Annotated in this window: 23 protein-coding genes; 3 read left to right on the top strand and 20 right to left on the bottom strand. The window is 69.1% G+C overall.

The window, feature by feature from the left end:
- Positions 1 to 13: 13 nt before the first annotated feature.
- The 11 genes from ABD355_RS35425 to ABD355_RS35375 form a co-directional block, all read right to left on the bottom strand.
- The gene (locus ABD355_RS35425) at positions 14 to 2875 is read right to left on the bottom strand and encodes a DEAD/DEAH box helicase (protein WP_344405056.1); all 2862 of its coding nucleotides are present in this window, start codon (positions 2873 to 2875) and stop codon (positions 14 to 16) included.
- Between the two features lie 91 nt (positions 2876 to 2966).
- Complete coding sequence (tatC, locus tag ABD355_RS35420) at positions 2967 to 3848, bottom strand: twin-arginine translocase subunit TatC (protein ID WP_344405062.1); 882 nt, start codon at positions 3846 to 3848, stop codon at positions 2967 to 2969.
- Positions 3849 to 3940: 92 nt separating this feature from the next.
- Positions 3941 to 4228 carry a Sec-independent protein translocase subunit TatA gene (gene tatA / locus ABD355_RS35415; protein ID WP_344405055.1) on the bottom strand — a complete coding sequence of 96 codons (288 nt, stop codon included), beginning with the start codon at positions 4226 to 4228 and terminating at the stop codon, positions 3941 to 3943.
- A 261-nt stretch (positions 4229 to 4489) separates the two neighbouring features.
- Complete coding sequence (locus tag ABD355_RS35410; RefSeq protein ID WP_099927625.1) at positions 4490 to 4684, bottom strand: hypothetical protein; 195 nt, start codon at positions 4682 to 4684, stop codon at positions 4490 to 4492.
- A gap of 10 nt (positions 4685 to 4694) precedes the next feature.
- Positions 4695 to 4979: a hypothetical protein gene (locus ABD355_RS35405; protein WP_185123980.1), complete on the bottom strand. Its 285-nt coding sequence runs from the start codon at positions 4977 to 4979 to the stop codon at positions 4695 to 4697.
- A gap of 82 nt (positions 4980 to 5061) precedes the next feature.
- Positions 5062 to 6087: a helix-turn-helix transcriptional regulator gene (locus tag ABD355_RS35400; RefSeq protein ID WP_344405054.1), complete on the bottom strand. Its 1026-nt coding sequence runs from the start codon at positions 6085 to 6087 to the stop codon at positions 5062 to 5064.
- An 18-nt stretch (positions 6088 to 6105) separates the two neighbouring features.
- On the bottom strand, positions 6106 to 7059 hold the full coding sequence (locus ABD355_RS35395; protein ID WP_123964014.1) for a helix-turn-helix transcriptional regulator: 954 nt from the start codon (positions 7057 to 7059) through the stop codon (positions 6106 to 6108).
- A gap of 130 nt (positions 7060 to 7189) precedes the next feature.
- Entirely contained in the window at positions 7190 to 7561 is a 372-nt protein-coding gene (locus ABD355_RS35390; RefSeq protein ID WP_344405052.1) for an FKBP-type peptidyl-prolyl cis-trans isomerase, read from the bottom strand.
- Positions 7562 to 7621: 60 nt separating this feature from the next.
- A complete protein-coding gene (locus tag ABD355_RS35385) occupies positions 7622 to 8623 on the bottom strand; it encodes an FKBP-type peptidyl-prolyl cis-trans isomerase (protein ID WP_344405051.1) in 1002 nt (333 codons plus the stop codon).
- Between the two features lie 135 nt (positions 8624 to 8758).
- Positions 8759 to 10120 carry a Pup--protein ligase gene (gene pafA, locus ABD355_RS35380; protein ID WP_059196529.1) on the bottom strand — a complete coding sequence of 454 codons (1362 nt, stop codon included), beginning with the start codon at positions 10118 to 10120 and terminating at the stop codon, positions 8759 to 8761.
- 9 nt (positions 10121 to 10129) lie between these two features.
- Positions 10130 to 11389, bottom strand: a complete 1260-nt coding sequence (locus ABD355_RS35375) for an MFS transporter (RefSeq protein ID WP_344405048.1) — start codon at positions 11387 to 11389, stop codon at positions 10130 to 10132.
- Positions 11390 to 11549: 160 nt separating this feature from the next.
- Between ABD355_RS35375 and ABD355_RS35370 the strand changes: the two genes are divergently transcribed.
- Positions 11550 to 12566 (top strand): LacI family DNA-binding transcriptional regulator, encoded by a 1017-nt coding sequence (locus ABD355_RS35370; RefSeq protein WP_344405047.1) that lies wholly within the window; start codon positions 11550 to 11552, stop codon positions 12564 to 12566.
- Between the two features lie 66 nt (positions 12567 to 12632).
- Here the strand turns inward: ABD355_RS35370 and prcA are convergent, their stop codons facing one another.
- The 6 genes from prcA to arc form a co-directional block, all read right to left on the bottom strand.
- The gene (gene prcA / locus ABD355_RS35365; RefSeq protein WP_344405046.1) at positions 12633 to 13385 is read right to left on the bottom strand and encodes a proteasome subunit alpha; all 753 of its coding nucleotides are present in this window, start codon (positions 13383 to 13385) and stop codon (positions 12633 to 12635) included.
- 61 nt (positions 13386 to 13446) lie between these two features.
- Entirely contained in the window at positions 13447 to 14292 is an 846-nt protein-coding gene (gene prcB, locus ABD355_RS35360) for a proteasome subunit beta (RefSeq protein WP_344405045.1), read from the bottom strand.
- Entirely contained in the window at positions 14244 to 14834 is a 591-nt protein-coding gene (locus ABD355_RS35355) for an endonuclease VII domain-containing protein (protein ID WP_344405044.1), read from the bottom strand. Before ABD355_RS35355 ends, prcB begins: the two co-directional genes overlap by 49 nt.
- Positions 14835 to 14843: 9 nt before the next feature.
- On the bottom strand, positions 14844 to 15062 hold the full coding sequence (locus ABD355_RS35350) for a ubiquitin-like protein Pup (protein ID WP_016325855.1): 219 nt from the start codon (positions 15060 to 15062) through the stop codon (positions 14844 to 14846).
- Positions 15063 to 15218: 156 nt separating this feature from the next.
- Complete coding sequence (gene dop, locus ABD355_RS35345) at positions 15219 to 16730, bottom strand: depupylase/deamidase Dop (RefSeq protein WP_344405043.1); 1512 nt, start codon at positions 16728 to 16730, stop codon at positions 15219 to 15221.
- Positions 16731 to 16975: 245 nt separating this feature from the next.
- A complete protein-coding gene (arc, locus tag ABD355_RS35340; RefSeq protein WP_099927637.1) occupies positions 16976 to 18742 on the bottom strand; it encodes a proteasome ATPase in 1767 nt (588 codons plus the stop codon).
- Positions 18743 to 19319: 577 nt separating this feature from the next.
- Here arc and ABD355_RS35335 point away from each other — a divergent pair.
- A complete protein-coding gene (locus tag ABD355_RS35335; RefSeq protein WP_344405042.1) occupies positions 19320 to 19625 on the top strand; it encodes a ferredoxin in 306 nt (101 codons plus the stop codon).
- A 58-nt stretch (positions 19626 to 19683) separates the two neighbouring features.
- Here ABD355_RS35335 and ABD355_RS35330 read toward each other — a convergent pair whose 3' ends face one another.
- From ABD355_RS35330 to ABD355_RS35320, 3 genes are all read right to left on the bottom strand, one after another.
- A complete protein-coding gene (locus ABD355_RS35330) occupies positions 19684 to 20256 on the bottom strand; it encodes a hypothetical protein (protein WP_344405041.1) in 573 nt (190 codons plus the stop codon).
- A gap of 222 nt (positions 20257 to 20478) precedes the next feature.
- Entirely contained in the window at positions 20479 to 21378 is a 900-nt protein-coding gene (locus tag ABD355_RS35325) for a tRNA (adenine-N1)-methyltransferase (protein ID WP_020939007.1), read from the bottom strand.
- A 38-nt stretch (positions 21379 to 21416) separates the two neighbouring features.
- Positions 21417 to 22883: a site-2 protease family protein gene (locus ABD355_RS35320; protein ID WP_344405039.1), complete on the bottom strand. Its 1467-nt coding sequence runs from the start codon at positions 22881 to 22883 to the stop codon at positions 21417 to 21419.
- A gap of 175 nt (positions 22884 to 23058) precedes the next feature.
- On the opposite strand from ABD355_RS35320, the gene ABD355_RS35315 reads away from it, so the two are divergent.
- Positions 23059 to 24003 carry a RecB family exonuclease gene (locus ABD355_RS35315; RefSeq protein ID WP_344405038.1) on the top strand — a complete coding sequence of 315 codons (945 nt, stop codon included), beginning with the start codon at positions 23059 to 23061 and terminating at the stop codon, positions 24001 to 24003.
- Positions 24004 to 24172 lie beyond the last annotated feature (169 nt).

Raw genomic sequence — 24172 nt, 5'->3', positions numbered from 1 at the left:
GTGGACCGGCGGCTCAGCCCACGGACGAGTAGGCCACAACCCCCCGCAGCAGCAGGTCGACCGCCTTGCGGGCGTTCTTCGCGACCGTCGAGCTCTCCCCGCCGGAGACGGGGGCCGCCGCGGAGATCTGCCCGAGCACGTCGATGACCTGCTTGCACCACCGTACGAAGTCCCCGGCCGGCATCTCGGCCTCCCGCAGCACCTCGTCGAGCCCCTTGCCGCTGGCCCACATGTAGGCGGCCCAGGCGAACCCGAGGTCCGGCTCCCGCTGGCCCACGCCCTCGGTCTGGGTGATCCGGAAGTCCTCCTCCAGGGCGTCCAGCCGCCCCCAGATCCGCACCATCTCCCCCAGCGCGGCCTTCGCCTTGCCGGAGGGCAGCTTCGGAGCCATGGCGTCGTCGCCCACCCGTGCCTCGTACACCAACGCGGAGACGCAGGCGGCCAGTTCGGCAGGGCCCAGCCCGTTCCAGACACCGGCGCGCAGGCACTCACTGGCCAGCAGGTCGAGTTCGCCGTACAGCCGTGCCAGCCGCTTGCCGTGCTCGGTGACCTCGTCACCGCGCAGGTAGTCCAGCTCGGTCAGCAGCGCCACGATCCGGTCGAAGGTCCGCGCGATCGTGTTCGTGCGGCCCTCGATACGGCGCTCCAGCTGCGAGGTGTCCCGCAGCAGCCGGTGATAACGCTCGGCCCAGCGGGCGTGGTCCTCACGCTCGTTGCACCCATGGCAGGGGTGCGCGCGAATGGCGGTCCGCAGCCTTGCGATCTCGCGGTCGTCGGCCGCCTGGGAGCGCTTCTTGCGGGCCCGCTCCGGCGGAATGTGCCCGGCCTTGGTGCGCAGCGCGGAGGCGAGGTCCCTGCGCGACTGCGGGGAGCGCGGGTTGAAGGACTTCGGGATGCGCATCCGCTCCAGCGCCTCGACCGGCACCGGGAAGTCCATCGAGGCGAGCCGCTTGACCTGCCGCTCGGCGGTCAGGACCAGCGGACGCGGCCCGTCGTGGTGCTCGAAGCCCCGGTGGCCGTTGGAACGCCCGGCCGGCAGCCCCGGATCCAGCACCAGCGCCAGACCGGCGTACTTGCCCGTCGGCACATGGATGACGTCACCCGGCTTGAGCTTCTCCAGCGCCACGGCGGCCTCGGCACGCCGCTCGGCGGCCCCCTGCCGGGCCAGCTCGGTCTCCCGGTCCTTGAGCTCGCGGCGCAGCCGCGCGTACTCCTCGAAGTCGCCCAGGTGGCAGGTCATGGAGGCCTTGTAGCCCTCCAGGCCCTCCTCGTTGCGCTGCACCTGCCGGGAGATCCCGACGACCGACTTGTCGGCCTGGAACTGCGCGAAGGACGTCTCGAGGAGTTCACGCGAGCGGTGCCGGCCGAACTGCTCGACCAGGTTGACCGCCATGTTGTACGACGGCTTGAAGCTGGAGCGCAGCGGGTAGGTGCGCGTGCCGGCGAGGCCGGCGAGGTGCTCGGGGCTCATCCCGCGCTGCCACAGGACGACGGCGTGTCCCTCGACGTCGATACCGCGCCGGCCCGCACGGCCGGTCAGCTGCGTGTACTCGCCGGGTGTGATGTCGGCGTGCTGCTCGCCGTTCCACTTGACGAGCTTCTCCAACACCACCGAGCGCGCGGGCATGTTGATGCCGAGCGCGAGGGTCTCGGTGGCGAACACGGCCTTGACCAGCCCGCGCACGAACAACTCCTCGACGACCTCCTTGAAGGTCGGCAGCATGCCCGCGTGGTGGGCGGCGATACCGCGCTCCAGGCCCTCCAGCCACTCGTAGTACCCAAGGACGTGCAGGTCCTCGGTGGGGATGGCGGCGGTGCGCTCCTCGACGAGGTCGCGGACCTTCGCGCGCGCCTCGTCGTCGTTGAGCCGCAGCCCGGCGTACAGACACTGCTGTACGGCGGCCTCGCAGGCGGCGCGGCTGAAGATGAAGGTGATGGCGGGCAGCAGGCCCTCGGCGTCGAGCCGCTCGATGACCTCGGGGCGCCCCGGGGTCCACACCCGCGAGCGCTGTCTGCGCTCGCGCTCCCGGTCGGCCTCGCGCATCGCCCGGCCCCGTCTGCGGTCCTGGTACGACGGACGCTGGGCCTCCATCCGGGCCAGGCGGGTGAGGTCGGGGTTGACGGCCTTCTTGTGGCCCTCGCCCTCCTCGAACAGGTCGTACATCCGGCGCCCGGCGAGCACGTGCTGGAACAGCGGCACGGGCCGGTGCTCGGAGACGATCACCTCGGTGTCGCCACGGACGGTGTCGAGCCAGTCACCGAACTCCTCGGCGTTGGACACGGTCGCCGACAGGGACACCAGAGTCACCGACTCGGGCAGGTGGATGATCACCTCTTCCCATACGGCGCCGCGGAAGCGGTCGGAGAGGTAGTGCACCTCGTCCATGACCACGTAGCCGAGGCCGAGGAGGGTCTGCGAGCCCGCGTACAGCATGTTCCGCAGGACCTCGGTGGTCATCACGACCACCGGGGCGTCGGGGTTGATGCTGTTGTCGCCGGTGAGCAGTCCGACCATGCCGTCCCCGTAACGGCGGCACAGGTCGGCGTACTTCTGGTTCGACAGCGCCTTGATGGGTGTCGTGTAGAAGCACTTCTTGCCCTGCATCAGGGCGAGGTGGACGGCGAACTCGCCCACGATCGTCTTGCCGGAGCCGGTGGGCGCTGCGACCAGCACGCCCTTGCCCGCTTCGAGCGCCTGGCAGGCCTCTATCTGGAAGGGGTCGAGGCCGAAGTCGTACATCTCGCGGAAGGAGGCGAGCGCGGTGGCCTGCTCGGCAGCGCGCCTGCGGGCAGCCGCGTACCGCTCAGCCGGGGAGAGGTCCTCTGTCATCGTGCTTTCGAGCGTACCGGGCCGCACTGACAACAGGACGATCATTATCCGTTCCGGGCCTCTGGCCGCGCACAGCACAAGGGCCGGACGGTCTTCCGTCCGGCCCTTTGCTCATGATGCTGTCCCGCGGTGGTGCTCAGGTGACGTCGTCGTAGCCGTTGACGCTCCCATTGGCCTGCTCGGGCACGGCAGGAGCCGCCGAGACGCGCTCGACCTCGCCGATGGGCTGCGGTGTCAGGTCGAGGTCGGAGGCCTCGTCGTCGTCCAGCTCCGCGTCGGGATTGGCCCGCCGGCGGCGCCGGTCGTTCAGCATGGCGACGCCGACCGCGATGAAGTACAGGACCACGATGGGCCCGGCCAACGCGATCATGCCGAAGGGGTCGGTGGTGGGGGTGGCCACCGCTCCGAAGACGAAGACGCCCATGACGACGCCGCGCCACCAGCTGACCATCCTGCGGCCGGACACGATGCCCGCGAAGTTGAGCATGACCAGGATCAGAGGCAGCTCGAAGGCACCGCCGAAGATGAGGATCATCCGGACGATGAAGTCCAGGATCTTGTCCATCGGCAGGATGTTCGCCGAGCCGTCGGGCGTGATCCCCAGCAGCACGCGCATGCTGATGGGCAGGATCGTGTAGGCGAGCCAGGCACCGGCCAGGAAGAGCGGTACGGCGGCCGACACGAACCAGTACGTGTACTTCCGCTCGTGCTTGTGCAGGCCCGGTGCCACGAACGCCCAGAGCTGGTAGAGCCAGACCGGGCTGGAGAGCACGACGCCCGCCATGAAGACCACCTTCACCGTGGTGGTGAAGGGGGACAACAGGTCGGTGTACGCGATGACCGCGCAGTGCCCGCCGGTGGACTCCCCCAGACCCTTCGTGCACTTCGGCACCGGGTTCATGAGGAAGGTCATCAGGTCCGAGCTGTAAAAGGCAGCCACCACGGATACGACCGTGATGGCCAGCATGCCCTTCGCGAGCCGGTTGCGGAGCTCACGAAGGTGATCCACGAGCGGCATCCGCCCCTCGGGATCCTTCTCCTTCTTGCGGGCAGACTTGAGCAACCCACGTCCTCATCTCGTGCGGCGGGCCGGATGTGTCCGGCCCTGCGTCAGCGCTTGGTGGTGTCCGTCGGCTCGCTGACCGGGCGCGAGCTCGTCACGTCGCCGGGGGCGGCCTGGATGGTGCGCTGAGCCGGGGGCTGCTCGTCGTTGTTGGGCGGGCCGGCCGGGGTGGCCGAGCTGCTGCCCTCTTCCTTCATCGCCTTGGCCTCGCTCTTGAGGATGCGAGCGGACTTGCCGAGCGAGCGCGCCATGTCGGGAAGCTTCTTCGCGCCGAAAAGCAGGACGACGACGATAAGGATGAGAATGATCTCGGGGGCGCCGAGCCTTCCGAACATAAGTCTTTACCTTCTCACCGAGGCGGCTGGGGTGGGGTGCTGTCCGACCAGTCGGACAAGTGTCCGATCAGTCGTGCTGGCAGCGATCGTAACGCTCAGGGGTGAACGTGAGGCAATCCCCGTGCGTACTCCCGGTCCGCGATCCGGGCCTCGTTCTCCGGTCCGCGACCAGCAGCGTACCCGCCAGGGTGGCCCCGGTGACAGGTCGAAGTGACCCAAACCGCCTGGGGCGCACGACTCACACGCCTCGCACAACGGCACTCAGAGGGAGTCCACGGCGCGGGCGGTACTCACGGCCGCCCGCTCGAGGTCCTCGGCGGCCCGGTTGATACGGCGCGCGGAGTCCGTGACCTGCCGGCCGAGGCGCTGGGCCTCGACGAACACCCGCACGGCGAACACCCCGAGCACGGCGAGACCCAGGAACCCCACAGCTACCGCGAACATCGGCCAGAACATGACGTCGAGCCTAGACGGTCCGCAGGGTCCTGACCCCGCCGCCGGTCAGCAGCTCGACAATGCGCTCCCCGGCCGGCTTGCGGACCGAGGCGCCGCAGTCGGGGCAGGTGAAGGAGTAGAACGTCGTGCGGCTGCTGGCGCCGATCGCCAGGCGCAGGGCCGCGGCGGCGAGTTCGAAGCTGCCGCGGCAGTCCGGGCAGCCCGCCCTGAACGTCACCGGGGTCACACTTCTCATCCCGGCGAAGGCGGCCGCCACCGACATGCCCCCCGCACCAGACACCGACGACTCGCTCAAAGCCCCTGCTCCTCTTCCCTAGGCCGATCGCCTCCGGGGCCCCGCGGCCGACGCCCCGTCCAGCTCACTCCCGCCTTCCGGACTACCCGTCGTGAACCGCAGGCCCTGCGTGCGGGTCCTCCGCCTCGACGCCGTCGTACGCGGCCAGCGCCTCACGGGCCGCCTGGCGGGCGCTGTCGGCGAGCTCGGGCGGCGAGACGATCCGGCCGTCCCGCCCCAGCCGCAGCGCCAGCCGCCGCAGCGACGCCGGATCCGGGGTCCGCAGGGTGATACGCAGCCCGCCGTCCGCAAGCTCATCCGCACTGTCGTGCGGGTAGTACTCGGCGACCCAGCGGCCGCCCGGGCCGACCTCGACGACGACCTCAGGGTCCTCGGCGGCCGGCTGCACCAGCGCCTGAGACAGGTCCCTGAGCTCGATCTCCGGGGGCGCCGACGGCTCGTCCAGGATCCTGATCTCGGCGACCCGGTCGAGCCGGAAGGTGCGGCGCGCCTCGGAACGCCGGCACCAGGCCTCCACGTACGTGTGCCCGACGCTGACCAGGCGGATGGGGTCGATCTCCCGCTCGGTGAGCTCGTCACGCGCGGGCGAGTAGTAGCGGATCCACAGGCGGCGGCGCTCCGAGATCGCCCGGTCGACGTCGGCGAAGACACCGCCCTCGGACTCGAAGGTCACCGACAGCCGGGAGCTGGCGCCCGCCGCCTCACCGGCCGCGGCCTCCAGCTTGGCGTTGGCCCGCAGCAGCGCCTGCCGGTCGCTCTCCCGCAGCCCGGGCAGGGTGGACACCGCGCGGGCGGCCACCAGCAGCGCCGTCGCCTCGTCGGCGGCCAGCCGCAGCGGCTCCGCTGTTTCTTCTCCGAGGGCAGCGGGGTTGTGCCACCAGATGCGCTCGCCGTCCGTGTCGATGTCGAGCAGATCGCCGCCGCGGAAGCTGGTGCCGCACATGGGCAGCACATCCAGGTCGGAGACCAGCTCGTCCTCACTGATGCCGAAGGCGCGCGCGACGTCCTCCACCCGGGCCCCGGGGCGCTCCTTCAGATACGTCACCAGGGAGAGCATCCGCCGGGTCTGGTCGATGGCGTTCACGGGCCTGACCGGTTTGCCTGCCACTGTCCTGCTCGCTCCCCCTCAGCCCTTGGCCACGGCACGCAGCCGGTCCACCACGTCCGCGCGCAGCTCGGCCGGCTCGAGGACGACCACGTCCGGCCCGAACTCGACCAGCCAGGCGTCCAGCCCGTGCCCGTACGGAATCTCCAACTCGTCCCAGCCGTCGCCGAGTTCCCGCACCGCGGTGGCCTTCGCCCGAAGGGGGTATCCCGCGCCCGAGCGCAGCCGGATCAGGGCGGAGCGGTCGGCGGTCTCCCCCGCCCAGCTCGCCACCGTCTCGCGGACGGTGACGACATCGGGGATCTCCGCCGTGAACTGTCCGCTGCGGCTGCGCACCTTGCCGGTGATCCGCGAGAGCCGGAACACCCGCTCGGCGCCCCGGTCGCGGTCCCAGCCGGCCAGATACCAGTGGCCGCGCCAGCACTCCAGCGCCCACGGCTCCACATGCCGGGGCTCGGGGTGGGCGGCGGTGGCCTTGCGGTAGTCGAAGACGACCGGGCGGCGATCGCGGCAGGCGAGCATCAGCGGCTCGAACGCGACCTCGTGCACGGGGATACGGGGCTCCAGGGCGCCGTGGGCCTCATACGGGTCGACGTCCTCGGGCATGCCGGCGGCGCGCAGCTTCTGCAGGGCGCCGCTGGCCGCGCCCGCCAGCCGGGCCTGCTGCCACACCTTGGCGGCGAGACCGAGCGCGGCGGCCTCCTCGGCGTCGAGCGTGATGGGCGGCAGGCGGTTGCTGTCACGGCGGGCCAGATAGCCCACCTCGCCGTCGAGGTTCTCCACCGTCTCGATGACCAGGCCGAGTTCGCGCAGATCGTCCTTGTCCCGCTCGAACATCCGGCTGAAGGAGTCGTCACTGCCCGCTTCGAGATAGGCCTCGATGGACTCACGAAGCTCGCGCTTGCTGAGCGGCCGCCGCGTCCCGAGCAGACACAGCGCCAGGTTCATCAGCCGCTCGGCCTTGGCAATGGCCATCGACGCCCTTCGCCTCCCTATGGTGCTTTACGACGATGACCGTACCGCCCCCGGGTGGCGTGGCAAAAGCCGAGGGCCCATGCCCGGACAGGCATGGGCCCCAGGTGATCGGGTCCGGTCGCGGCGGCGATCAGACCGCGACGAGGTCGACCACGAAGATCAGCGTCTCGCCCGGCTTGATCGCCGGGGTCGGGCTCTGCTTGCCGTAGGCGAGGTGGGCGGGGATCGTCAGCTGACGACGGCCACCGACCTTCATGCCCTGCACGCCGAGGTCCCAGCCCTTGATGACGCGGCCGCCACCGAGCGGGAAGCGGAACGGCGTCCCGCGGTTCCAGCTCGCGTCGAACTCCTCACCGGTGCTGAAGGCGACGCCCACGTAGTGGACGGTGACGGTCTGGCCCGCCTGCGCCACCGCGCCGTCGCCCTCCCAGATGTCCTTGATCTCGAGGTCCGCCGGGGGCTCGCCGCCCGGGAAGTCGATCTCGGGCTTCTCGATGCTCACGTCTCTAGCTCCTGCTTGTCTGCGGAAAGGCAACACGCACAGTCTTACATCACCGAGCCGTTACATCTTGGCCAGGATGTCGACCGTGAAGACCAGCACGGAGTCCTTCTCGATGCCGCTGCCGGCCGGCGGCTTGTCCCCGTAGCCCAGCTTCGGCGGGATCACGATGAGGACCCGGCTGCCGACCTTCTTGCCGGTCAGGCCCTGCCCCCAGCCCTTGATCACCTGCTGCAGCCCGAACGACGCGAGCCTCTTCTGCTTGTACGTCGAGTCGAACTCCTTGCCTCCGTCCCACAACACGCCCTTGTACTGCACGAGCACACTGTCCTGGGCGCCGACCACGGGACCGTCGCCCTCGATGATGTACGTCGCCACCAGCTTGGTGGGCGCGGCCTTCTTCGGGATGTCGATGGAGGGCGCCGCACCGTCGGTGTTGGTGCCGACCTTGGGCAGCGCCGCGTCCTTCTGCGCCACGTCCGTGCCCTTGGCGGAGCTCTTGGCGTTGAACGTGGCCTGCACGTCCACCACGAACACCAGCGTGTCGGTGCCCTTGATGCCCGCCTGCGAGTTGCCCGAGGTGCCATAGCCCCAGGTGGGCGGGACGGCCATCTGGACGCGGCTGCCGGCCTTCTTGCCCGTCAGGCCGTACCGCCAGCCGTCGATGATGCTGCCCTCGGCGAGCTGGATGATCAGAGGCGTCTTGCGGTCGTAGGAGTTGTCGAAGACCTTCGCCGTGTTCCAGATCTGGCCGAGATAGTGGGCCTGCACATAGTCGTTCTCCGCGACCGTCTGCCCGCTGCCCGCGATGAGCGTCCTGACCGCGAGGTTCTTCGACGGCTGGCCGGTGCCCTTGGCGACGGTCGGCTTCTCACCGAACTTCGTGCCCGCCGTGATCGCCGGCAGCGGCCCGTCGACGATCTTCGGCGGCGGCGCGGCGGACGTGGCCGCTGCGGAGGGCGACGGGCTCGCTTCGGCCTTGCTCGAGGCGGACTTGCCGTCACCGCATCCGGCGAGTGTGACCAGTCCTGCGGGTACGGCGATGAGAAGGGAGCGTCGGCGCACGGTAAAGGCCTCGTATCGGTCGATCTTGTGGATGGCGTGCGCGCAACTCTACGGCGTGAGAAGGGCGCCGTACGGGAAACGTACGGCGCCCGTGTTGCGTTCCGGCCTTTCACCGGAACGCGTTGTTCACATAGCTCACATTCCTGCGATCAGCTTCTCCACCCGGTCGTCCACGGAACGGAACGGGTCCTTGCACAACACCGTGCGCTGCGCCTGGTCGTTGAGCTTCAGATGGACCCAGTCGACCGTGAAGTCCCGGCGCTGCTCCTGGGCCCTGCGGATGAAGTCACCGCGCAGCCGGGCCCGAGTGGTCTGCGGCGGAACCGACTTGCCCTCGAAGATCTTCAAGTCGTTGCAGATCCGCGCCGCTTGACCCTTCCGCTCGAGCAGGTAGTACAGGCCACGACGACGGTGAATGTCGTGGTAGGCGAGGTCTATCTGCGCGACCCGCGGATGCGACATGGTCATGTTGTGCTTGGCCCGGTACCGCTCGATGAGCTTGTACTTCATCACCCAGTCGATCTCGGTGCCGATCCGGTCGAGGTCCTCGGCCTCGATCGCGTCCAGCGTGCGGCCCCACAGCTCCAGGACCTGCTCGACCGTGCCGGTGCGGATACCGCGGCGCTCGCAGAAGTCCACGGCCTTCTCGTAGTACTCGCGCTGCACCTCGAGGGCGGACGCCTCGCGACCGCTCGCCAGACGCACCTTGCGCCGGCCCGTGATGTCATGGCTGACCTCACGGATCGCCCGGATCGGGTTCTCCAGGGTCAGGTCCCGCATCACCGTGCCCGCCTCGATCATGCGCAGCACCAGGTCGGTCGCGCCGACCTTGAGCAGCATGGTCGTCTCGGACATGTTCGAGTCGCCCACGATGACATGCAGGCGGCGGTAGCGCTCGGCGTCCGCGTGCGGCTCGTCGCGCGTGTTGATGATCGGCCTCGAACGGGTCGTCGCCGAGGAGACGCCCTCCCAGATGTGCTCGGCCCGCTGACTGACGCAGTACACCGCGCCCCGCGGAGTCTGCAGCACCTTGCCGGCACCGCACAGAAGCTGCCTCGTGACGAGGAACGGGATGAGAATGTCCGCGAGCCGGGAGAACTCCCCATGACGTGCGACGAGATAGTTCTCGTGGCAGCCGTAGGAGTTGCCCGCCGAGTCGGTGTTGTTCTTGAAGAGGTAGACGTCGCCCGCGATTCCCTCCTCGTGCAGGCGTCGTTCGGCGTCCACCAGGAGTCCTTCGAGAATGCGCTCGCCCGCTTTGTCGTGGGTGACCAGCTCGGTCACGTTGTCACATTCCGGTGTCGCGTATTCCGGATGTGAGCCCACGTCGAGATAGAGGCGGGCGCCGTTTCGCAGAAAGACATTGCTGCTGCGGCCCCATGACACGACACGGCGGAAGAGGTACCGCGCCACCTCGTCGGGAGACAGGCGGCGCTGTCCCCTGAACGTACACGTGACGCCGTACTCGTTCTCCAGCCCGAAAATGCGGCGGTCCATGACTGAACATTACGCCCGATCCCCTGAGCTGAAACGGGGTTCGACGGCACGGTTTGGATCATTTTCCGATGAAGCCGCAACCACCGCACGCCCCGCGGGAGCTGCAAGGACCCGCCCGGTGGCCAGCAGAACCAGCAGTGCCACGGCCCCCGCGACACCCGGCACGGCGAACCCCCACACCGCCCCGCCCCACTCGACGACCGGGCCCGCCAGGCCCGTTCCCACCGAGGAACCCACGGTGAACGTCGTCACAATCCACGAGAAGGCCTCGGTGACCGTGCCGCGCGGCGCATGCCGGTCGACGAGGACGAACGCACACGCGAGACACGGCGCGAGGAAGAGCCCCGCAACCGCCGCGAGCACCGTCATCGCCACCGGACCCGGCATCAGAGTGAGCGGCAGATAACACACCGCCAGAAGCGCCACCAGCACCCGCAGTCGCCGCTCCGGCGCACCGCTCCACTGCCGCGCCCCGTACGCCGTACCACCCACGAGAGCCCCGAGACCGATCGCCGCCATCAGCCAGCCGTACACCGCGTCCCCGCCGTGACCGTCCGCATACGCCACGGCCGCGACCGCAATGGACCCCAGTGCCATCCCCACCGCCAGAAACGCACCCAGCAGCACAAGGAGCCCCGGCGAGCGCAGCGCACCCAGCCAGTGCGCCTCACGCGGCGCCGAACGCCACTCCCGCGACGGCGGGGACACCACCACCGACAAGGCACCCAGCACTCCGACCACATTGACGAGCACCAGCGCCACCTGCGCCGACCACAGCGACACGCACAGCGTCACCAGCAACGGGCCGACGGTGAACATGACTTCCTGGGCGACGGCATCGAGCGCATACGCCGTCTGCACCTGACCCTCGCCGCGCAGCACCGACGACCACAACGCCCGCAGACCACCCTCCAGGGGAGGCGTGAACAGCCCGGCGAGCGCCACGCACACATAAGCGAGCGCCGGCGGATCGATGCCGACGAAGGCGAACCCGGACATGGCCAGCGCGGAACCGAGCGCCGCGGGCAGCTGGACACGCGGCTGTCCGTACAGATCCACCAGCCGCCCCAGGAGCGGCTGCCCCGCGGCATTGGCGACCCCGTACACCGCCGCGAGCCCGCCGGCCAGACTGTAGGTTCCGCCCTCCGCCCGCACGAACAGCACGACCGCGATCGCGGCGACGGCACACGGCAGCCGGCCCACCAGCGTGCCGGCGAGCAGACGCGCGGCGTGCCGAGTCCTGAGGATCTCCACGTATCCCGCAGCCATGTCCGCTTCCCCTCACCCGTGCCGACGCCGGAAGTTTTACGTATAACGTCCGCTCTCATACGTACCATGTGCGCTGTTCACGAGTCCAGACGACCGGGAGTGAGCCGGAGGGCCGAAGCGCCCCCAGGCGAACGACCAGCAGACAAGGAGCAGGCCCACGGTGGCACCCGGCAGCACCCGCCCCACCAGCCGCGACGTCGCCCAGGCAGCCGGCGTCTCCCAGGCCGCCGTCTCCCTGGTGCTCGGCGACAAATGGCGCGGCCGCGTCTCACAGGCCACCGCCGAACGCGTCCGCGAAGCCGCCCGCGACCTCGGCTACCGGCCCAACCTCGCCGCCCGAAACCTCCGCCTCGGCCGCACCCGCACCGTCCTCCTCGTGGTACCGGCCCTCACCACGGAGTTCTTCGCCGGCGTGTACACCGGCGCCGCCCGCGTCGCCGCCGACCACGGCTTCGGCGTCGTCCTCTACCCCTCCCCCGAAGGCATCGGCCCCGCCCGCGACCCCTTCGCCTCCGCCCAGGCCGCCCTCGACGGCGTCATCGCCTCCTCCATGGCCGCCGACGCCCTCACCGCCATCCGCGGCGACCAGCTCCCCCTGGTCATGCTCGACAGCGACCCCAAGGGAAGCCTGGGCGCGGCCACCGTGAACCTCGACATCACGGACGGCGTCAGACAGGTCGCCGAACACCTGCTGGGCCTGGGCCACCGCCACTTCCTGCACCTCGCGGCGGACGTGGCGTCCTGGACCTTCGAGGTACGCGCGCACGAACTGGCCGCCCGGGTCGGCGCAGTCCCGGACACCTCCGTACGGACCACCCGCGCACCCATCTCCATCGAAGGTGCCCTGACCGCCGCCGAAGCAGCCCTGTCCGCCCCCGGACCCCGGCCCACCGCCCTCGTCTGCGACGACGACAAACTCGCCGCCGGCGCCTACAAAGCCGCCCGCCGACTCGGTCTGCGCATCCCCGACGACATCTCCGTCACCGGCCTCGACGACCTCGCCCTCGCCACCGCCCTCGACCCCGAACTGACGACCGTACGCCTGGACGCCGAGCTCTTCGGCGAGCGCGGCATGGAAGCCCTGCTGGCCGTCCTGGAGGGACGTGTGCCCGACGCGGGCGACATCCCTGTCCACCTGGTCGTACGAGGCTCGACAGCACCGCCCGGCGCCCCCTGAACGCCCTGTGCCCCGGCCGCATCGACGACCGGGGCACACAAGGAGCGGGACACGGGGTGAGGCGGGCTACTCCTCGTCCGGGCCCTCCTCCGCACTGCTCTCGGCCTCGGTGGCCGCTCCGTCGGCCTCCAGGAGCCGGGAGAGCTGACGGCCCACGATCCGCTTGAACTTCCGCGCCTGCGGCCGCGTACGGTCCAGCACCGCGACCTCCAGACGCTCAGCGGGAATCTCCCGCTGCGTGCCGTTCGTATCGCGGGACAGCGCCTGCACGGCCAGCTTCAACCCCTCGGCGAGCGACATGCCCTCACGGTGCTGCTGATCGAGATAAGTGCTGATCTGCTCGGAATTACCACCGACCGCGACCGAACCGTGCTCGTCCACGATCGACCCGTCATGCGGCAACCGATAGATCTGATCACCCTCGGGCGTCTCCCCGACCTCCGCAACGACCAACTCCACCTCGTACGGCTTCTCGGCCGCACTGGAGAAGATCGTGCCCAACGTCTGGGCATACACGTTCGCAAGACCGCGGGCAGTCACATCATCACGGTCATAGGTGTAACCACGAAGATCGGCATACCGCACACCACCGATCCGCAGATTCTCGTACTCGTTGTACTTGCCGGCGGCCGCAAAACCGATCCGGTCATAGATCTCGCTGAACTTGTGCAGCGCACGGGACGGGTTCTCGCCCACGAACACAATGCCGTCGGCATACTGCAACACGACCAGGCTGCGACCACGGGCGATGCCCTTACGGGCGTACTCCGCCCGGTCGGCCATGGCCTGCTGGGGTGAGACATAGAACGGCGTCGACACCGGTTATCCGTCCCTTTCTGTCGAAGTCACGCGATCACCTTCACAACAGCCGGTCACCCGGCTACAGCAGCGCGGCCCGCGGACCGTCGGGCTGCTCCAGCCGCCGCTCCAGGATCGAGCGGGCGATCTCGGAGGACTCCTCCTCGGTCAGCCGGCGGAAACCGTCCTCGGTGATCACGGTCACGATCGGATAGATCCGGCGGGCGACATCGGGACCACCGGTCGCCGAGTCGTCATCAGCCGCGTCATAGAGGGCCTGCACCACCAGAGTCGTGGCCTGGTCCTCCGACAGGTCGTCACGGAAAAGCTTCTTCATGGCCCCGCGCGCGAAGATCGAACCGGAGCCCGTGGCCGCATACCCGTGCTCCTCGGAGCGGCCGCCCGTCACGTCATAGGAGAAGATGCGCCCCTTCTCACGGTCCACGTCATAACCGGCGAAGAGGGGAACCACGGCCAGCCCCTGCATGGCCATGCCGAGGTTGGAACGGATCATGGTCGACAGCCGGTTCGCCTTGCCCTCCAACGAGAGCTGCGCCCCCTCGACCTTCTCGAAGTGCTCCAGCTCCAGCTGGAACAGCTTGACCATCTCGACGGCCAGGCCGGCGGTACCGGCGATGCCCACAGCCGAGTACTCATCGGCCGGGAACACCTTCTCGATGTCCCGCTGCGCGATGACGTTGCCCATGGTGGCGCGACGGTCACCGGCGAGCACCACACCCCCCGGGAAGGTCACGGCCACGATCGTCGTGCCGTGCGGCGCCTCGATGACGCCCTGGGTGGGCGGCAGCTGCCGGTTGCCCGGCAGCATCTCCGGCTGGTGCTCGGACAGGAAGTCCATGAAGGACGACGACCCAGGCGTCAGGAAGGCAGCTGGTAGACGCCCGGTGCTACGAGTGTTGGCTTCCACGCGATTCCTTCCACGTAAGCAGCAGCCCGCCTTATGGCATCGGGCCGATCCTTGAACTGCCCCAGTGCGGCATTGCAGCTGAAGCACAGTACGCCTCGGACCCTACCCGTCTTGTGGCAGTGATCCACATGCTCGGGCACAGCCGCCAAACATATGCAGCAGACGCCCCCTTGAGAGGCGATCAACTCGTCACGTTCGGCTTCGGTGATGCCGTACTGGCGCTTCAGATGGTCCTGCCGACTCTGGGCGGCTCGGCACGCCTTGCAGCGCGTCGAGAGACCGTCAGACGCAGTTGCGTTGCGATGCCACTCGCTGTGGGGTTTGATCTCGCCGCATGTCCGGCAGAGCTTGTGCCCATCGGGCACGTCCACCTTCTCCCGAACCGTCTTACCCCTGGCTTCCTGGCGCCGCCGGTAGTACTCGGCCGCGCATTCATGGCAATTGGCCTGCAAACCGTCAGGCCGCGATCTGTTCGCCGCGAATGCGCCGACCGGGAGCAACTCCTGGCATGCCGAGCACTTCTTCGACCCCCCGTCGTTCATGGATGTGTCTTACTGTCCACCCTTTTGAACGAACGAACGTACGAAATCCTCCGCATTTTCCTCCAAGACGTCGTCAATCTCGTCCAGGACGGAGTCCACGTCATCGCTCAGCTTCTCCTGGCGCTCCTTGAGGTCCTCAGATGCCTGCGCATCCTGCGCCTGCTCCTCGACCTCCTCCGTGGAGCGCGTCGCCTTCTGCTGGCCGCCGCCGGTGTCCTTGGTCGCCATAACCCCTCACCCCGCTCGGTTCGACGTTCTTGATCAGACCCTACAAGCAGGGTCTGACATCGGCCCCGCAGTTGCTACAACGTACGGGGGCCACCTCGATGATTCCCGGACGATGGACTTTCCACCCTGTCCGGACGGTTCCACCCCGGCAACGGTTCAGCCGCCGGACAGGACCCTGACCAGGTCTTCCGCCGTGCGGCAGCGGTCCAGGAGCTCCTTGACGTGATTTCGCGTTCCGCGAAGCGGTTCCAGGGTTGGGACGCGCTGGAGCGAGTCCCGGCCCGGGAGGTCGAAGATCACGGAGTCCCAGGAGGCCGCGGCGACGTCGTCCGCGTACTGCTCCAGGCAGCGTCCGCGGAAGTACGCGCGGGTGTCCTCCGGCGGCTTCGTACGGGCCCTCTCGACCTCGTTCTCGTCCAGGAGGCGCTTCATGCGGCCGCGGGCCGCGAGACGGTTGTAGAGGCCCTTTTCGGGGCGGACGTCGGCGTACTGGAGGTCGAGGAGGTGGAGCTTCGCGGCGTCCCAGTCGAGGCCGTCGCGGCGCCGGTAGCCCTCCATGAGTTCCCGCTTGGCGACCCAGTCCAGTTCGCCGGCGAGGCTCATGGGGTCGTTCTCCAGACGGTTGAGGGTGTCCTCCCAGCGGGCCAGGACGTCCTTGGTCTGGTCGTCGGCGTCCGCGCCGAAGCGCTCCTCGACGTATTTGCGGGAGAGCTCGTAGTACTCCATCTGGAGTTGGACGGCGGTGAGCGTGCGGCCGCTGCGGAGGGTGACCAGGCGCTGGAGGGTGGGGTCGTGGGAGACCTGGTGGAGGGTGCGGACGGGCTGGTCCACGGCCAGGTCGACGGCGATGAAGCCGTCTTCGATCATCGACAGCACGAGGGCTGTGGTGCCCAGCTTCAGGTAGGTCGAGATCTCGGAGAGGTTCGCGTCGCCGATGATCACGTGCAGGCGGCGGTATTTCTCGGCGTCGGCGTGGGGCTCGTCGCGGGTGTTGATGATGGGGCGCTTGAGGGTGGTTTCGAGGCCGACCTCGACCTCGAAGTAGTCGGCGCGCTGGCTGAGCTGGAAGCCGTGTTCGTGGCCGTCCTGGCCGATGCCGACGCGGCCGGCGCCGGTGACGACCTGGCGGGAGACGAAGAAGGGCGTGAGGTGGCGCACGATGTCCGAGAAGGGGGTTTCCCGTTTCATCAGGTAGTTCTCGTGCGTGCCGTAGGAGGCGCCCTTGTTGTCGGTGTTGTTCTTGTAGAGGTGGATCGGCTGGGCGCCGGGGAGTGCGGCGGCCCGTTCCGCGGCTTCGGCCATGATGCGTTCGCCGGCCTTGTCCCAGAGGACGGCGTCGCGGGGGTTGGTGACCTCGGGGGCGCTGTATTCGGGGTGTGCGTGGTCGACGTAGAGGCGTGCGCCGTTGGTGAGGATCACGTTGGCGAGGCCGATGTCCTCGTCGGTGAGCTGGCTGGCGTCGGCGGCCTCGCGGGCGAGGTCGAAGCCTCGCGCGTCGCGCAGCGGGTTCTCCTCCTCGAAGTCCCAGCGGGCCCGGCGGGCCCGGTGCATCGCCGCCGCGTAGGCGTTGACGATCTGGGACGAGGTGAGCATGGCATTGGCGTTGGGGTGGCCGGGGACGGAGATGCCGTACTCCGTCTCGATACCCATTACTCGCCGTACGGTCATGCGGCCCTCCTTGCCCGGCGGCGCCCTCGGTCGGGGACGCTGCTCAAGTACCGCTGGCGCTCCGGTGCGTGTGCGGTGCCCGTCCCCGCACTGCGCGACTCGGCGGTACCGAAGAGCCTAGAACGGCTTTGCGCTGGTGGGGAGATCATTTGCGTCATTGCCTTGCGCGCCTCTTGTTGCGGTCTTGGCCTGAAAAACAGTCGACTGCGGGTACCCGGTGAGGGCACCCGCAGCCGCCCTGTTTTTTACAGGTACTGACCGGTGTTCGCCACCGTGTCGATGGAGCGTCCGGTGTCGGCGCCCTGCTTTCCGGTGATGAGGGTGCGGATGTAGACGATCCGTTCGCCCTTCTTTCCGGAGATTCGGGCCCAGTCGTCCGGGTTGGTGGTGTTGGGGAGGTCTTCGTTCTCCTTGAACTCGTCCACGCATGCCTGGAGGAGGTGGGAGACGCGGAGGCCCTTCTGGTTGTGGTCGAGGAAGTCCTTGATCGCCATCTTCTTGGCGCGGCCGACGATGTTCTCGATCATGGCGCCGGAGTTGAAGTCCTTGAAGTAGAGGACTTCCTTGTCGCCGTTGGCGTAGGTGACCTCCAGGAAGCGGTTTTCCTCGGATTCCGCGTACATGTGCTCGACGGCCGTCTGGATCATGCTTTCGACGGTGGTCGTCTTGCTGCCGCCGTGTTCGCCGAGGTCGTCGGCGTGCAGGGGGAGGCGTTCGGTGAGGTACTTGCCGAAGATGTCCTTGGCGGCTTCGGCGTCGGGTCGCTCGATCTTGATTTTCACATCGAGGCGGCCGGGTCGCAGGATGGCGGGGTCGATCATGTCCTCGCGGTTGGAGGCGCCGATCACGACCACGTTCTGCAGGCCTTCCACGCCGTCGATCTCGGCGAGCAGCTGGGGGACGATGGTGTTCTCCACGTCCGAGCTGACACCGGAGCCACGGGTGCGGAAGAGGGACTCCATCTCGTCGAAGAAGACGATGACGGGGGTGCCCTCGCTGGCCTTCTCCCGCGCACGCTGGAAGACGAGGCGGATCTGCCGCTCGGTCTCACCGACGTACTTGTTCAGGAGCTCGGGGCCCTTGATGTTGAGGAAGAAGCTCTTGCCGGCGGCCTGGCCGGTCACCTCGGCGACCTTCTTGGCCAGCGAGTTGGCGACGGCCTTGGCGATGAGCGTCTTTCCGCATCCGGGGGGCCCGTACAGCAGGACGCCCTTGGGCGGCCGCAGTTCGTGCTCCTTGAACAGGTCCGGGTAGAGGTATGGCAGCTCGACCGCGTCGCGGATGGCCTCGATCTGGCCGCCGAGACCGCCGATCTGCTCGTAACCGATGTCGGGAACCTCTTCGAGGACGAGTTCCTCGACCTCGCTCTTCGGAACGATCTCGTAGACATAGCCGGAGCGGGGTTCGAGCAGCAGGGCGTCACCGGGGCGGATGTTCACGTCCAGCAGTGGCTCGGCGAGCCGTACCACCCGCTCCTCATCGGTGTGCCCGAGCACCAGGGCGCGTTCGCCGTCCTCGAGGATCTCCTTGAGGGTGACGATGTCCCCGACGCGCTCGAACTCCATGGCCTCGACCACGTTGAGCGCTTCGTTGAGCATTACTTCCTGGCCGCGCCTCAGCTCTTCGAGGTCGACGCTGGGGCTGACGTTCACGCGGAGTTTGCGGCCTCCGGTGAAGATGTCGGCTGTGCCGTCCTCGTTCGCCGTGAGGAAGACTCCGAAGCCGGCCGGTGGCTGTGCGAGCCGGTCGACCTCTTCCTTGAGGGCCACGATCTGGTCGCGGGCCTCACGGAGCGTGTTGGCGAGTCGCTCGTTCTGGGCGGACACGCCGGCCAGGTTGGTCTGCAGCTCGACGATCCGCTCTTCGAGAATCCTCGTGTGTCGCGGAGAGTCGGCGAGCTTGCGTCGCAGGACGGCGATCTCCTGCTCAAGGTAGGCAATCTGCCCGGCCGGGTCGTCGGACCCTCGTCCCGGGCGGATGCCGCGGTTCATGTCGTCGTCGTGGGCTGCCACGGTCCTCACCTCCTCCAAGGGGAGCTGGACGCTTCCAGACCCTACCTGGGTGGGTGTCGATTGAAACCCCTAGATCACAAAGACGGTAGGGGCGTGTCCGATCTTGCCCCTTGCGCCGTTCCTCACGCCAGGGGAATACCCATTCATCAACCTTCGAAAGCAGGCAGTAACCGGCGATGAAGTGTTCAACACCCATCGGTGTCGAGCCTAGTTGTTGACGCCGCGCACCTGCGAACAGGAGCGCGGCGGCTTGGTGCAGGGCGCTCGTCGGGGCCTGGGGCTGCGTCGCGCGCCGCCGGCGTGGTGCGGTCGGCGCCGCAGACTCGTACGGCGATTTTCGGCCACTGCACTGGATCGGGCGCCGATGGGAGGCGCTCCGGAGGGGCGCCCACCAGGCGAAGGAGTGTTCGAGATGTGCGGTGCGGCGTGTTTTCGCCGTTGCCTGCGTACATGTCGTTTGAAAGGCGGAATACCCACCGGACAGGGTGGGGAAGCCGCCGGAGGTAGGGTCGAAGCGGTCCACATCCGTCGGAGCCGACCCGGTTTTCGGCGGCTCGACAGCCGAACGGCAGGAGAGATGAGCGTGCAGCAGGAGGTCGCGACCGGCGGCGAGGAGCTGGAGGTCTGGATCGACCAGGACCTGTGTACCGGCGACGGCATCTGCGCCCAGTACGCGCCGGAGGTGTTCGAGTTGGACATCGACGGCCTGGCCTATGTGAAGGGCGCGGACGACGAACTGCTCCAGGCCCGGGGCGCCACAACGCGTGTGCCGCTGCCGCTTCTCACGGATGTGGTGGACTCCGCCAAGGAGTGTCCGGGCGACTGCATCCATGTGCGTCGGGTTTCGGACAAGGTCGAGGTGTACGGCCCCGACGCAGAGTGACCTGTCGGACACAGGCCGTCACGGCTGTCTCTTTTCTCACACGCGTCGGCGGCCCGGCTCAGACGCTGTGGGCCCCGGCGGATGCGGAGCGCGTGAACACGCCGTTCTTCCACTGCCATTTGGCACTCTGCGTCACGTCCGGACAGCAGCGGGGCACGTCGCCGGACGAGTAGCCGAGCAGGGTCGCCGCGACGGCTCCGTCGCGTACGGCGAAGTCGCTGACGGTGTCGCCGGTCTTGGGATCGAGCAGGGTCGCCACCACGCGCGGCTTGCCGTCCGTGCCGCGGGTGAGGACGTACACGCCGTCGGGCGGGGTGCCCATGGGGGCGTCGCAGTGCACGACGGCCACGGTTTCGGGGTTTCCGTCGCCGTCGAGGTCCCCGGTGGCCTTCTTCTGCACGACTGCTTTGACCGGGCCGCAGGCGAGCGGGAAGTCCACTCCTGCGGTGCCGGGTGCGGTCGCCGTGCGGGCGGTTCCGGTCCGGGGGCCGGCCGGCTGGGCTGCCGTCGCGGAGTTGGGCTGCAGGAGCGAGGAGAGGGCCATGACGCCCGAGACGGCCGCGGCGGTGGCGACCCAGTGGATGGGGCGGGTGTGCGTGTGTGCCAGTTCCGGGACGGCGGATTGCTGCACTAGGAGTGTCTCCTGTGAGGGCTGTGCCGGTGGGGGTGGCCTGCATCGTGCCACACGTCACAGTGCGGGGGAACGGCGGGGTGTTCGGTTCCTCGAATGAGGGATGCCGGGTTTGTTCTGTTTATGGCGTGGTGTCAACAGAAGGGCGCTGCGGCCGAGTTGCGGATGATGTCCGGGAACTCGGCGGCAGCGCCCTTTCGTTGGGTGCGGTGTGCGGCCGCGTCAGCGGCCGCCTCCGTCGGCGTTGGGGCCGGCGTAGTCCTCGCCGTAGGCGCCCTTGGCGGGGCGGCGGCGGCGCATGGGCGGCTCGACGCCGTCGGCGAGGCGGCGGGCGGTGAGCAGGAAGCCGGTGTGGCCGATCATCCGGTGGTCGGGGCGGACGGCCAGGCCCTCGATGTGCCAGTTGCGGATCATCGTCTCCCAGGCGGTCGGCTCGTTGAAGGAGCCGATCTCGCGGATGGACTCGACGGTCCGGGCGAGCTGGGTGGTGGTGGCCACGTAGCAGCACAGGATGCCGCCGGGGACGAGCGCCTTGGAGACGGCCTCCAGGCACTCCCAGGGGGCGAGCATGTCGAGGATGACGCGGTCGACGTCGGTGTCGGACAGGTTGTCCTGGAGGTCGCCGACGGTGAGCTGCCAGGCGGGGTGCGGGCCGCCGAAGTAGCGCTCGACGTTCTGCTGGGCGATCTCGGCGAAGTCCTCGCGGCGCTCGTAGCTGTGCAGCATGCCCTGGTCGCCGATGGCGCGCAGCAGGAAGCTGCTGAGCGAGCCGGAGCCGACTCCTGCCTCCACGACGCGGGCGCCGGGGAAGATGTCGGCGAAGGCGAGGATCTGCCCGGCGTCCTTGGGGTAGACGACGGCAGCTCCGCGGGGCATGGACAGGACGTAGTCGGGGAGCAGGGGGCGCAGCGCGAGGTAGGCGACGTTCCCGGTGGTGCGGACAACGCTGCCCTCGGGAGCGCCGATCAGTTCGTCGTGCGGGAAGGAACCCTTGTGGGTGTGGAAGTTCTTCCCGGCCTCGAGCGTGAACGTGTAGTGGCGGCCCTTGGGGTCGGTCAGCTGAACCTGGTCCCCGACCTTGAAGGGCCCGCGCCTGCGGGCGGCACCGGTCGGTTCGGACATGTGAACAGCCTACCGGGGTTTGGCGGGGCCGCCGACCACTAGGAGGGTCTGGCCATGGCTTTGACGAAGGCGCGCTCGACGTCGGCGGCGGACAGGACGCCGTAGATCTCTCCGGTCTCCTCGACCACCAGGTATTCGGTGGCGGGGGTGGCGCGCAGGACGTCGAGGAGGTCTTCGCCGGCGAGTTCGGCGGAGACGCGCATGCCCTCGGTGAGGTCCTGGGCGAGGCCGCTGACGGCGACCCAGGGGCGGCGGTGTTCGGGTACGCCGACGATGGCGGCCTCGCGGACGAGGGAGAGGGGGTTGCCTTCGGGGTCGACGACGACGAGGGCGCGGGCGCCGGCGGCGTTGGCGCGGCGCAGTGCCTCGGACAGGGGCGTGTCGCTCTCGACGGGGACGGCGCGGCGGGTGAGGTTGCGGGCGCGCAGTTCCGGCAGGTGTTCTCTGAGGCGGGCCATGCGCAGGCTGTTGCCGGCGCCGGTCCAGATGATGGCGGCGAGGATGGCGGCGAGCAGGGCGTCGGTGACGGTGTCCATGCCGACGCTGTCCTCGGCGGTGGTGCCGAGGGCGCCGGACTGGGTGAGCAGCGGGAGGCCGATGAGGACGGACACGGCGAGGGCGCGGCCGACCCAGGCGGCGGCGATGGTGCCGCTCATGGGCTTGCCGGTGATCTTCCAGACGACGGCGCGGAGCATGCGGCCGCCGTCCAGGGGCAGGCCGGGCAGGAGGTTGAAGGCGGCCACGATGAGGTTGGAGATCATCAGCCCGGCGAGCAGGACGCCGGGGACCGTGCCGGGCTGGACGGGCTGCAGGGCGACGTAGAAGAGGCCCGCGAGGACGAGGGAGAGGAGCGGGCCGACGAAGGCCAGGACGAATTCGCGGCCGGGGGTCTCGGCCTCTTTCTCGATCTCGGAGACGCCGCCGAAGAACTGGAGCTGGATGCGGCGGACGGGGAGTTTGAAGCGTAGGGCGGCGACCGTGTGGGCCAGTTCGTGGACGAGGACGGAGGCGTAGAAGGCGACGGCGAAGAAGAGGGAGACGAGGTAGCGGGCGGCGCCGAGTTCGGGCAGGACGCGGTCGAGCTGGCCGCCGAAGACCCAGGTGATCAGGGCGGCGACGAGGAACCAGCTGGGCGCGACGTACACGGGCACGCCGAAGGGGCGGCCCATGAGGAGGCCGCCGCCGGGTTCCCGGGGGCGCTTGGGCGGGCGGTTCTTGGCGGTGCCGGAGTGGGCGAAGGTGCGCTCGTCCCCCGGGCTGTTCGCCGGAGGCCCCTTCGCGGGGCTCGTTTCCGGGGTGGGCGCGTCGCCTGCGGCGGGCCGGTTCTCGCGCTCGTCGCTGCCGGCGGTGCCGTCGTCCGGCGCGGGGTGGTCCTCGTCGGCCGCGGGGGGCTGTTGGTCGGCCGGGGTGGGCGAGGGGGCGGCCGGGGCCGCTGACCCTGCGTGGTGCTCGGCCGGCTCGTCGGTGCCGGACCGCGGCTGCCCGCTCCCGCCGCTCTCGTCCACGATGTCCCCTCGTTCGAAGCGTCTTCCGCGCCTGCCGGGCGGAAGGGTCTCGGGTCGATGGTATGCGGCCGTCGGGAGGTGTTCCGCCCCGGCACCCCCTCTCTTTCCCCAGGCGTCGCAGCTGTCACGGCCCGCGGGCGGGTCACTGTCAGTGGCGGGCCGTATGGTCTGGGGCATGGAGACGAGTACGGAGGGCGCGGCGGAGGCCCCCAGCAGCGAGGTGACGCCGGCGGACGCGCCGGTGGCGGTGGAGCCGGCGGAAGTGGCGCCGTCGGTCGACTCGGCGGGCACGGGCCCGCGCGTCGCCATAGCGCCCGCCAGTCTGTCGCCGTCGCGGGCCAGTGACTTCATGCAGTGCCCCCTGCTCTACCGGTTCCGTGTCATCGACCGGCTGCCCGAGAAGCCGAGTGAGGCGGCGACCCGGGGCACGCTGGTGCATGCGGTGCTGGAGCGGCTCTTCGACGCCCCGGCCGCGGAGCGGACCGCGCCGCGTGCCAAGTCCCTGATCCCCGGGCAGTGGGACCGGCTGCGGGAGAGCCGGCCGGAAGTGGTGGAGCTGTTCGAGGACGATCCGCAGGGCGAGCGGCTGGCGCGCTGGCTGGGCGAGGCGGAGCAGCTCGTCGAGCGCTGGTTCACGCTGGAGGATCCGACCCGGCTGGAGCCCGCCGAGCGGGAGCTGTTCGTGCAGGCGGAGCTGGATTCGGGGCTGATGCTGCGCGGGATCATCGACCGGGTGGATGTGGCGCCCACGGGTGAGGTGCGGATCGTCGACTACAAGACGGGCAAGGCACCCCGGCCGGAGTACGCCGAAGGGGCGCTGTTCCAGATGAAGTTCTACGCCCTGGTGGTGTGGCGTCTGAAGAACGTGGTGCCGAGGCGGCTGCAGCTCGTGTATCTCGGCAGCGGGGACGTCTTGACCTACGACCCGGTCCTCGCCGACCTGGAGCGTGTCGAGCGCAAGCTGCTCGCGCTGTGGGAGGCGATCCGGCAGGCGACGGAGTCGGGCGACTGGCGCCCGCGCCCCACCAAGCTGTGCGGCTGGTGCGACCACCAGGCGCACTGCCCGGAATTCGGCGGTACTCCCCCGCCGTATCCGCTGCCGGTCAAAGCCGGCGAGTAGGCCCCGCCGGGGGCGATACCTCCGTCAGCGGCGGGTCTGTCCACCGGCTCCGAGGGCGGCCGAGTCCGTGGACGTCGCGCAGGGCAGAATGGGCCCGGACTAGCGAAGACATCTCACGGAGCTAGGCGTCAAGCTGCCTCCGCAAGAAGGGAGGGGAACGCGGTTTGCT

Origin of the sequence: Streptomyces longisporus (assembly GCF_039532765.1) — a bacterium.
GTDB classification, from domain to species: Bacteria; Actinomycetota; Actinomycetes; order Streptomycetales; family Streptomycetaceae; genus Streptomyces; species Streptomyces longisporus.
This window is presented reverse-complemented; position numbering and strand designations above follow the sequence as displayed.

Excerpts from the sequence above, each read along its gene's own strand:
- tatC (WP_344405062.1), bottom strand. The coding sequence starts at position 3,848 with ATGCCGCTCGTGGATCACCTTCGTGAGCTCCGCAACCGGCTCGCGAAG.
- ABD355_RS35355 (WP_344405044.1), bottom strand. The coding sequence starts at position 14,834 with ATGAACGACGGGGGGTCGAAGAAGTGCTCGGCATGCCAGGAGTTGCTC.
- ABD355_RS35395 (WP_123964014.1), bottom strand. The coding sequence starts at position 7,059 with ATGGCCATTGCCAAGGCCGAGCGGCTGATGAACCTGGCGCTGTGTCTG.
- ABD355_RS35315 (WP_344405038.1), top strand. The coding sequence starts at position 23,059 with ATGGAGACGAGTACGGAGGGCGCGGCGGAGGCCCCCAGCAGCGAGGTG.
- dop (WP_344405043.1), bottom strand. The coding sequence starts at position 16,730 with ATGACCGTACGGCGAGTAATGGGTATCGAGACGGAGTACGGCATCTCC.
- ABD355_RS35410 (WP_099927625.1), bottom strand. The coding sequence starts at position 4,684 with ATGTTCTGGCCGATGTTCGCGGTAGCTGTGGGGTTCCTGGGTCTCGCC.
- ABD355_RS35350 (WP_016325855.1), bottom strand. The coding sequence starts at position 15,062 with ATGGCGACCAAGGACACCGGCGGCGGCCAGCAGAAGGCGACGCGCTCC.
- tatA (WP_344405055.1), bottom strand. The coding sequence starts at position 4,228 with ATGTTCGGAAGGCTCGGCGCCCCCGAGATCATTCTCATCCTTATCGTC.
- ABD355_RS35325 (WP_020939007.1), bottom strand. The coding sequence starts at position 21,378 with ATGTCCGAACCGACCGGTGCCGCCCGCAGGCGCGGGCCCTTCAAGGTC.
- pafA (WP_059196529.1), bottom strand. The coding sequence starts at position 10,120 with ATGGACCGCCGCATTTTCGGGCTGGAGAACGAGTACGGCGTCACGTGT.
- ABD355_RS35335 (WP_344405042.1), top strand. The coding sequence starts at position 19,320 with ATGAGCGTGCAGCAGGAGGTCGCGACCGGCGGCGAGGAGCTGGAGGTC.
- ABD355_RS35375 (WP_344405048.1), bottom strand. The coding sequence starts at position 11,389 with ATGGCTGCGGGATACGTGGAGATCCTCAGGACTCGGCACGCCGCGCGT.
- ABD355_RS35425 (WP_344405056.1), bottom strand. The coding sequence starts at position 2,875 with ATGATCGTCCTGTTGTCAGTGCGGCCCGGTACGCTCGAAAGCACGATG.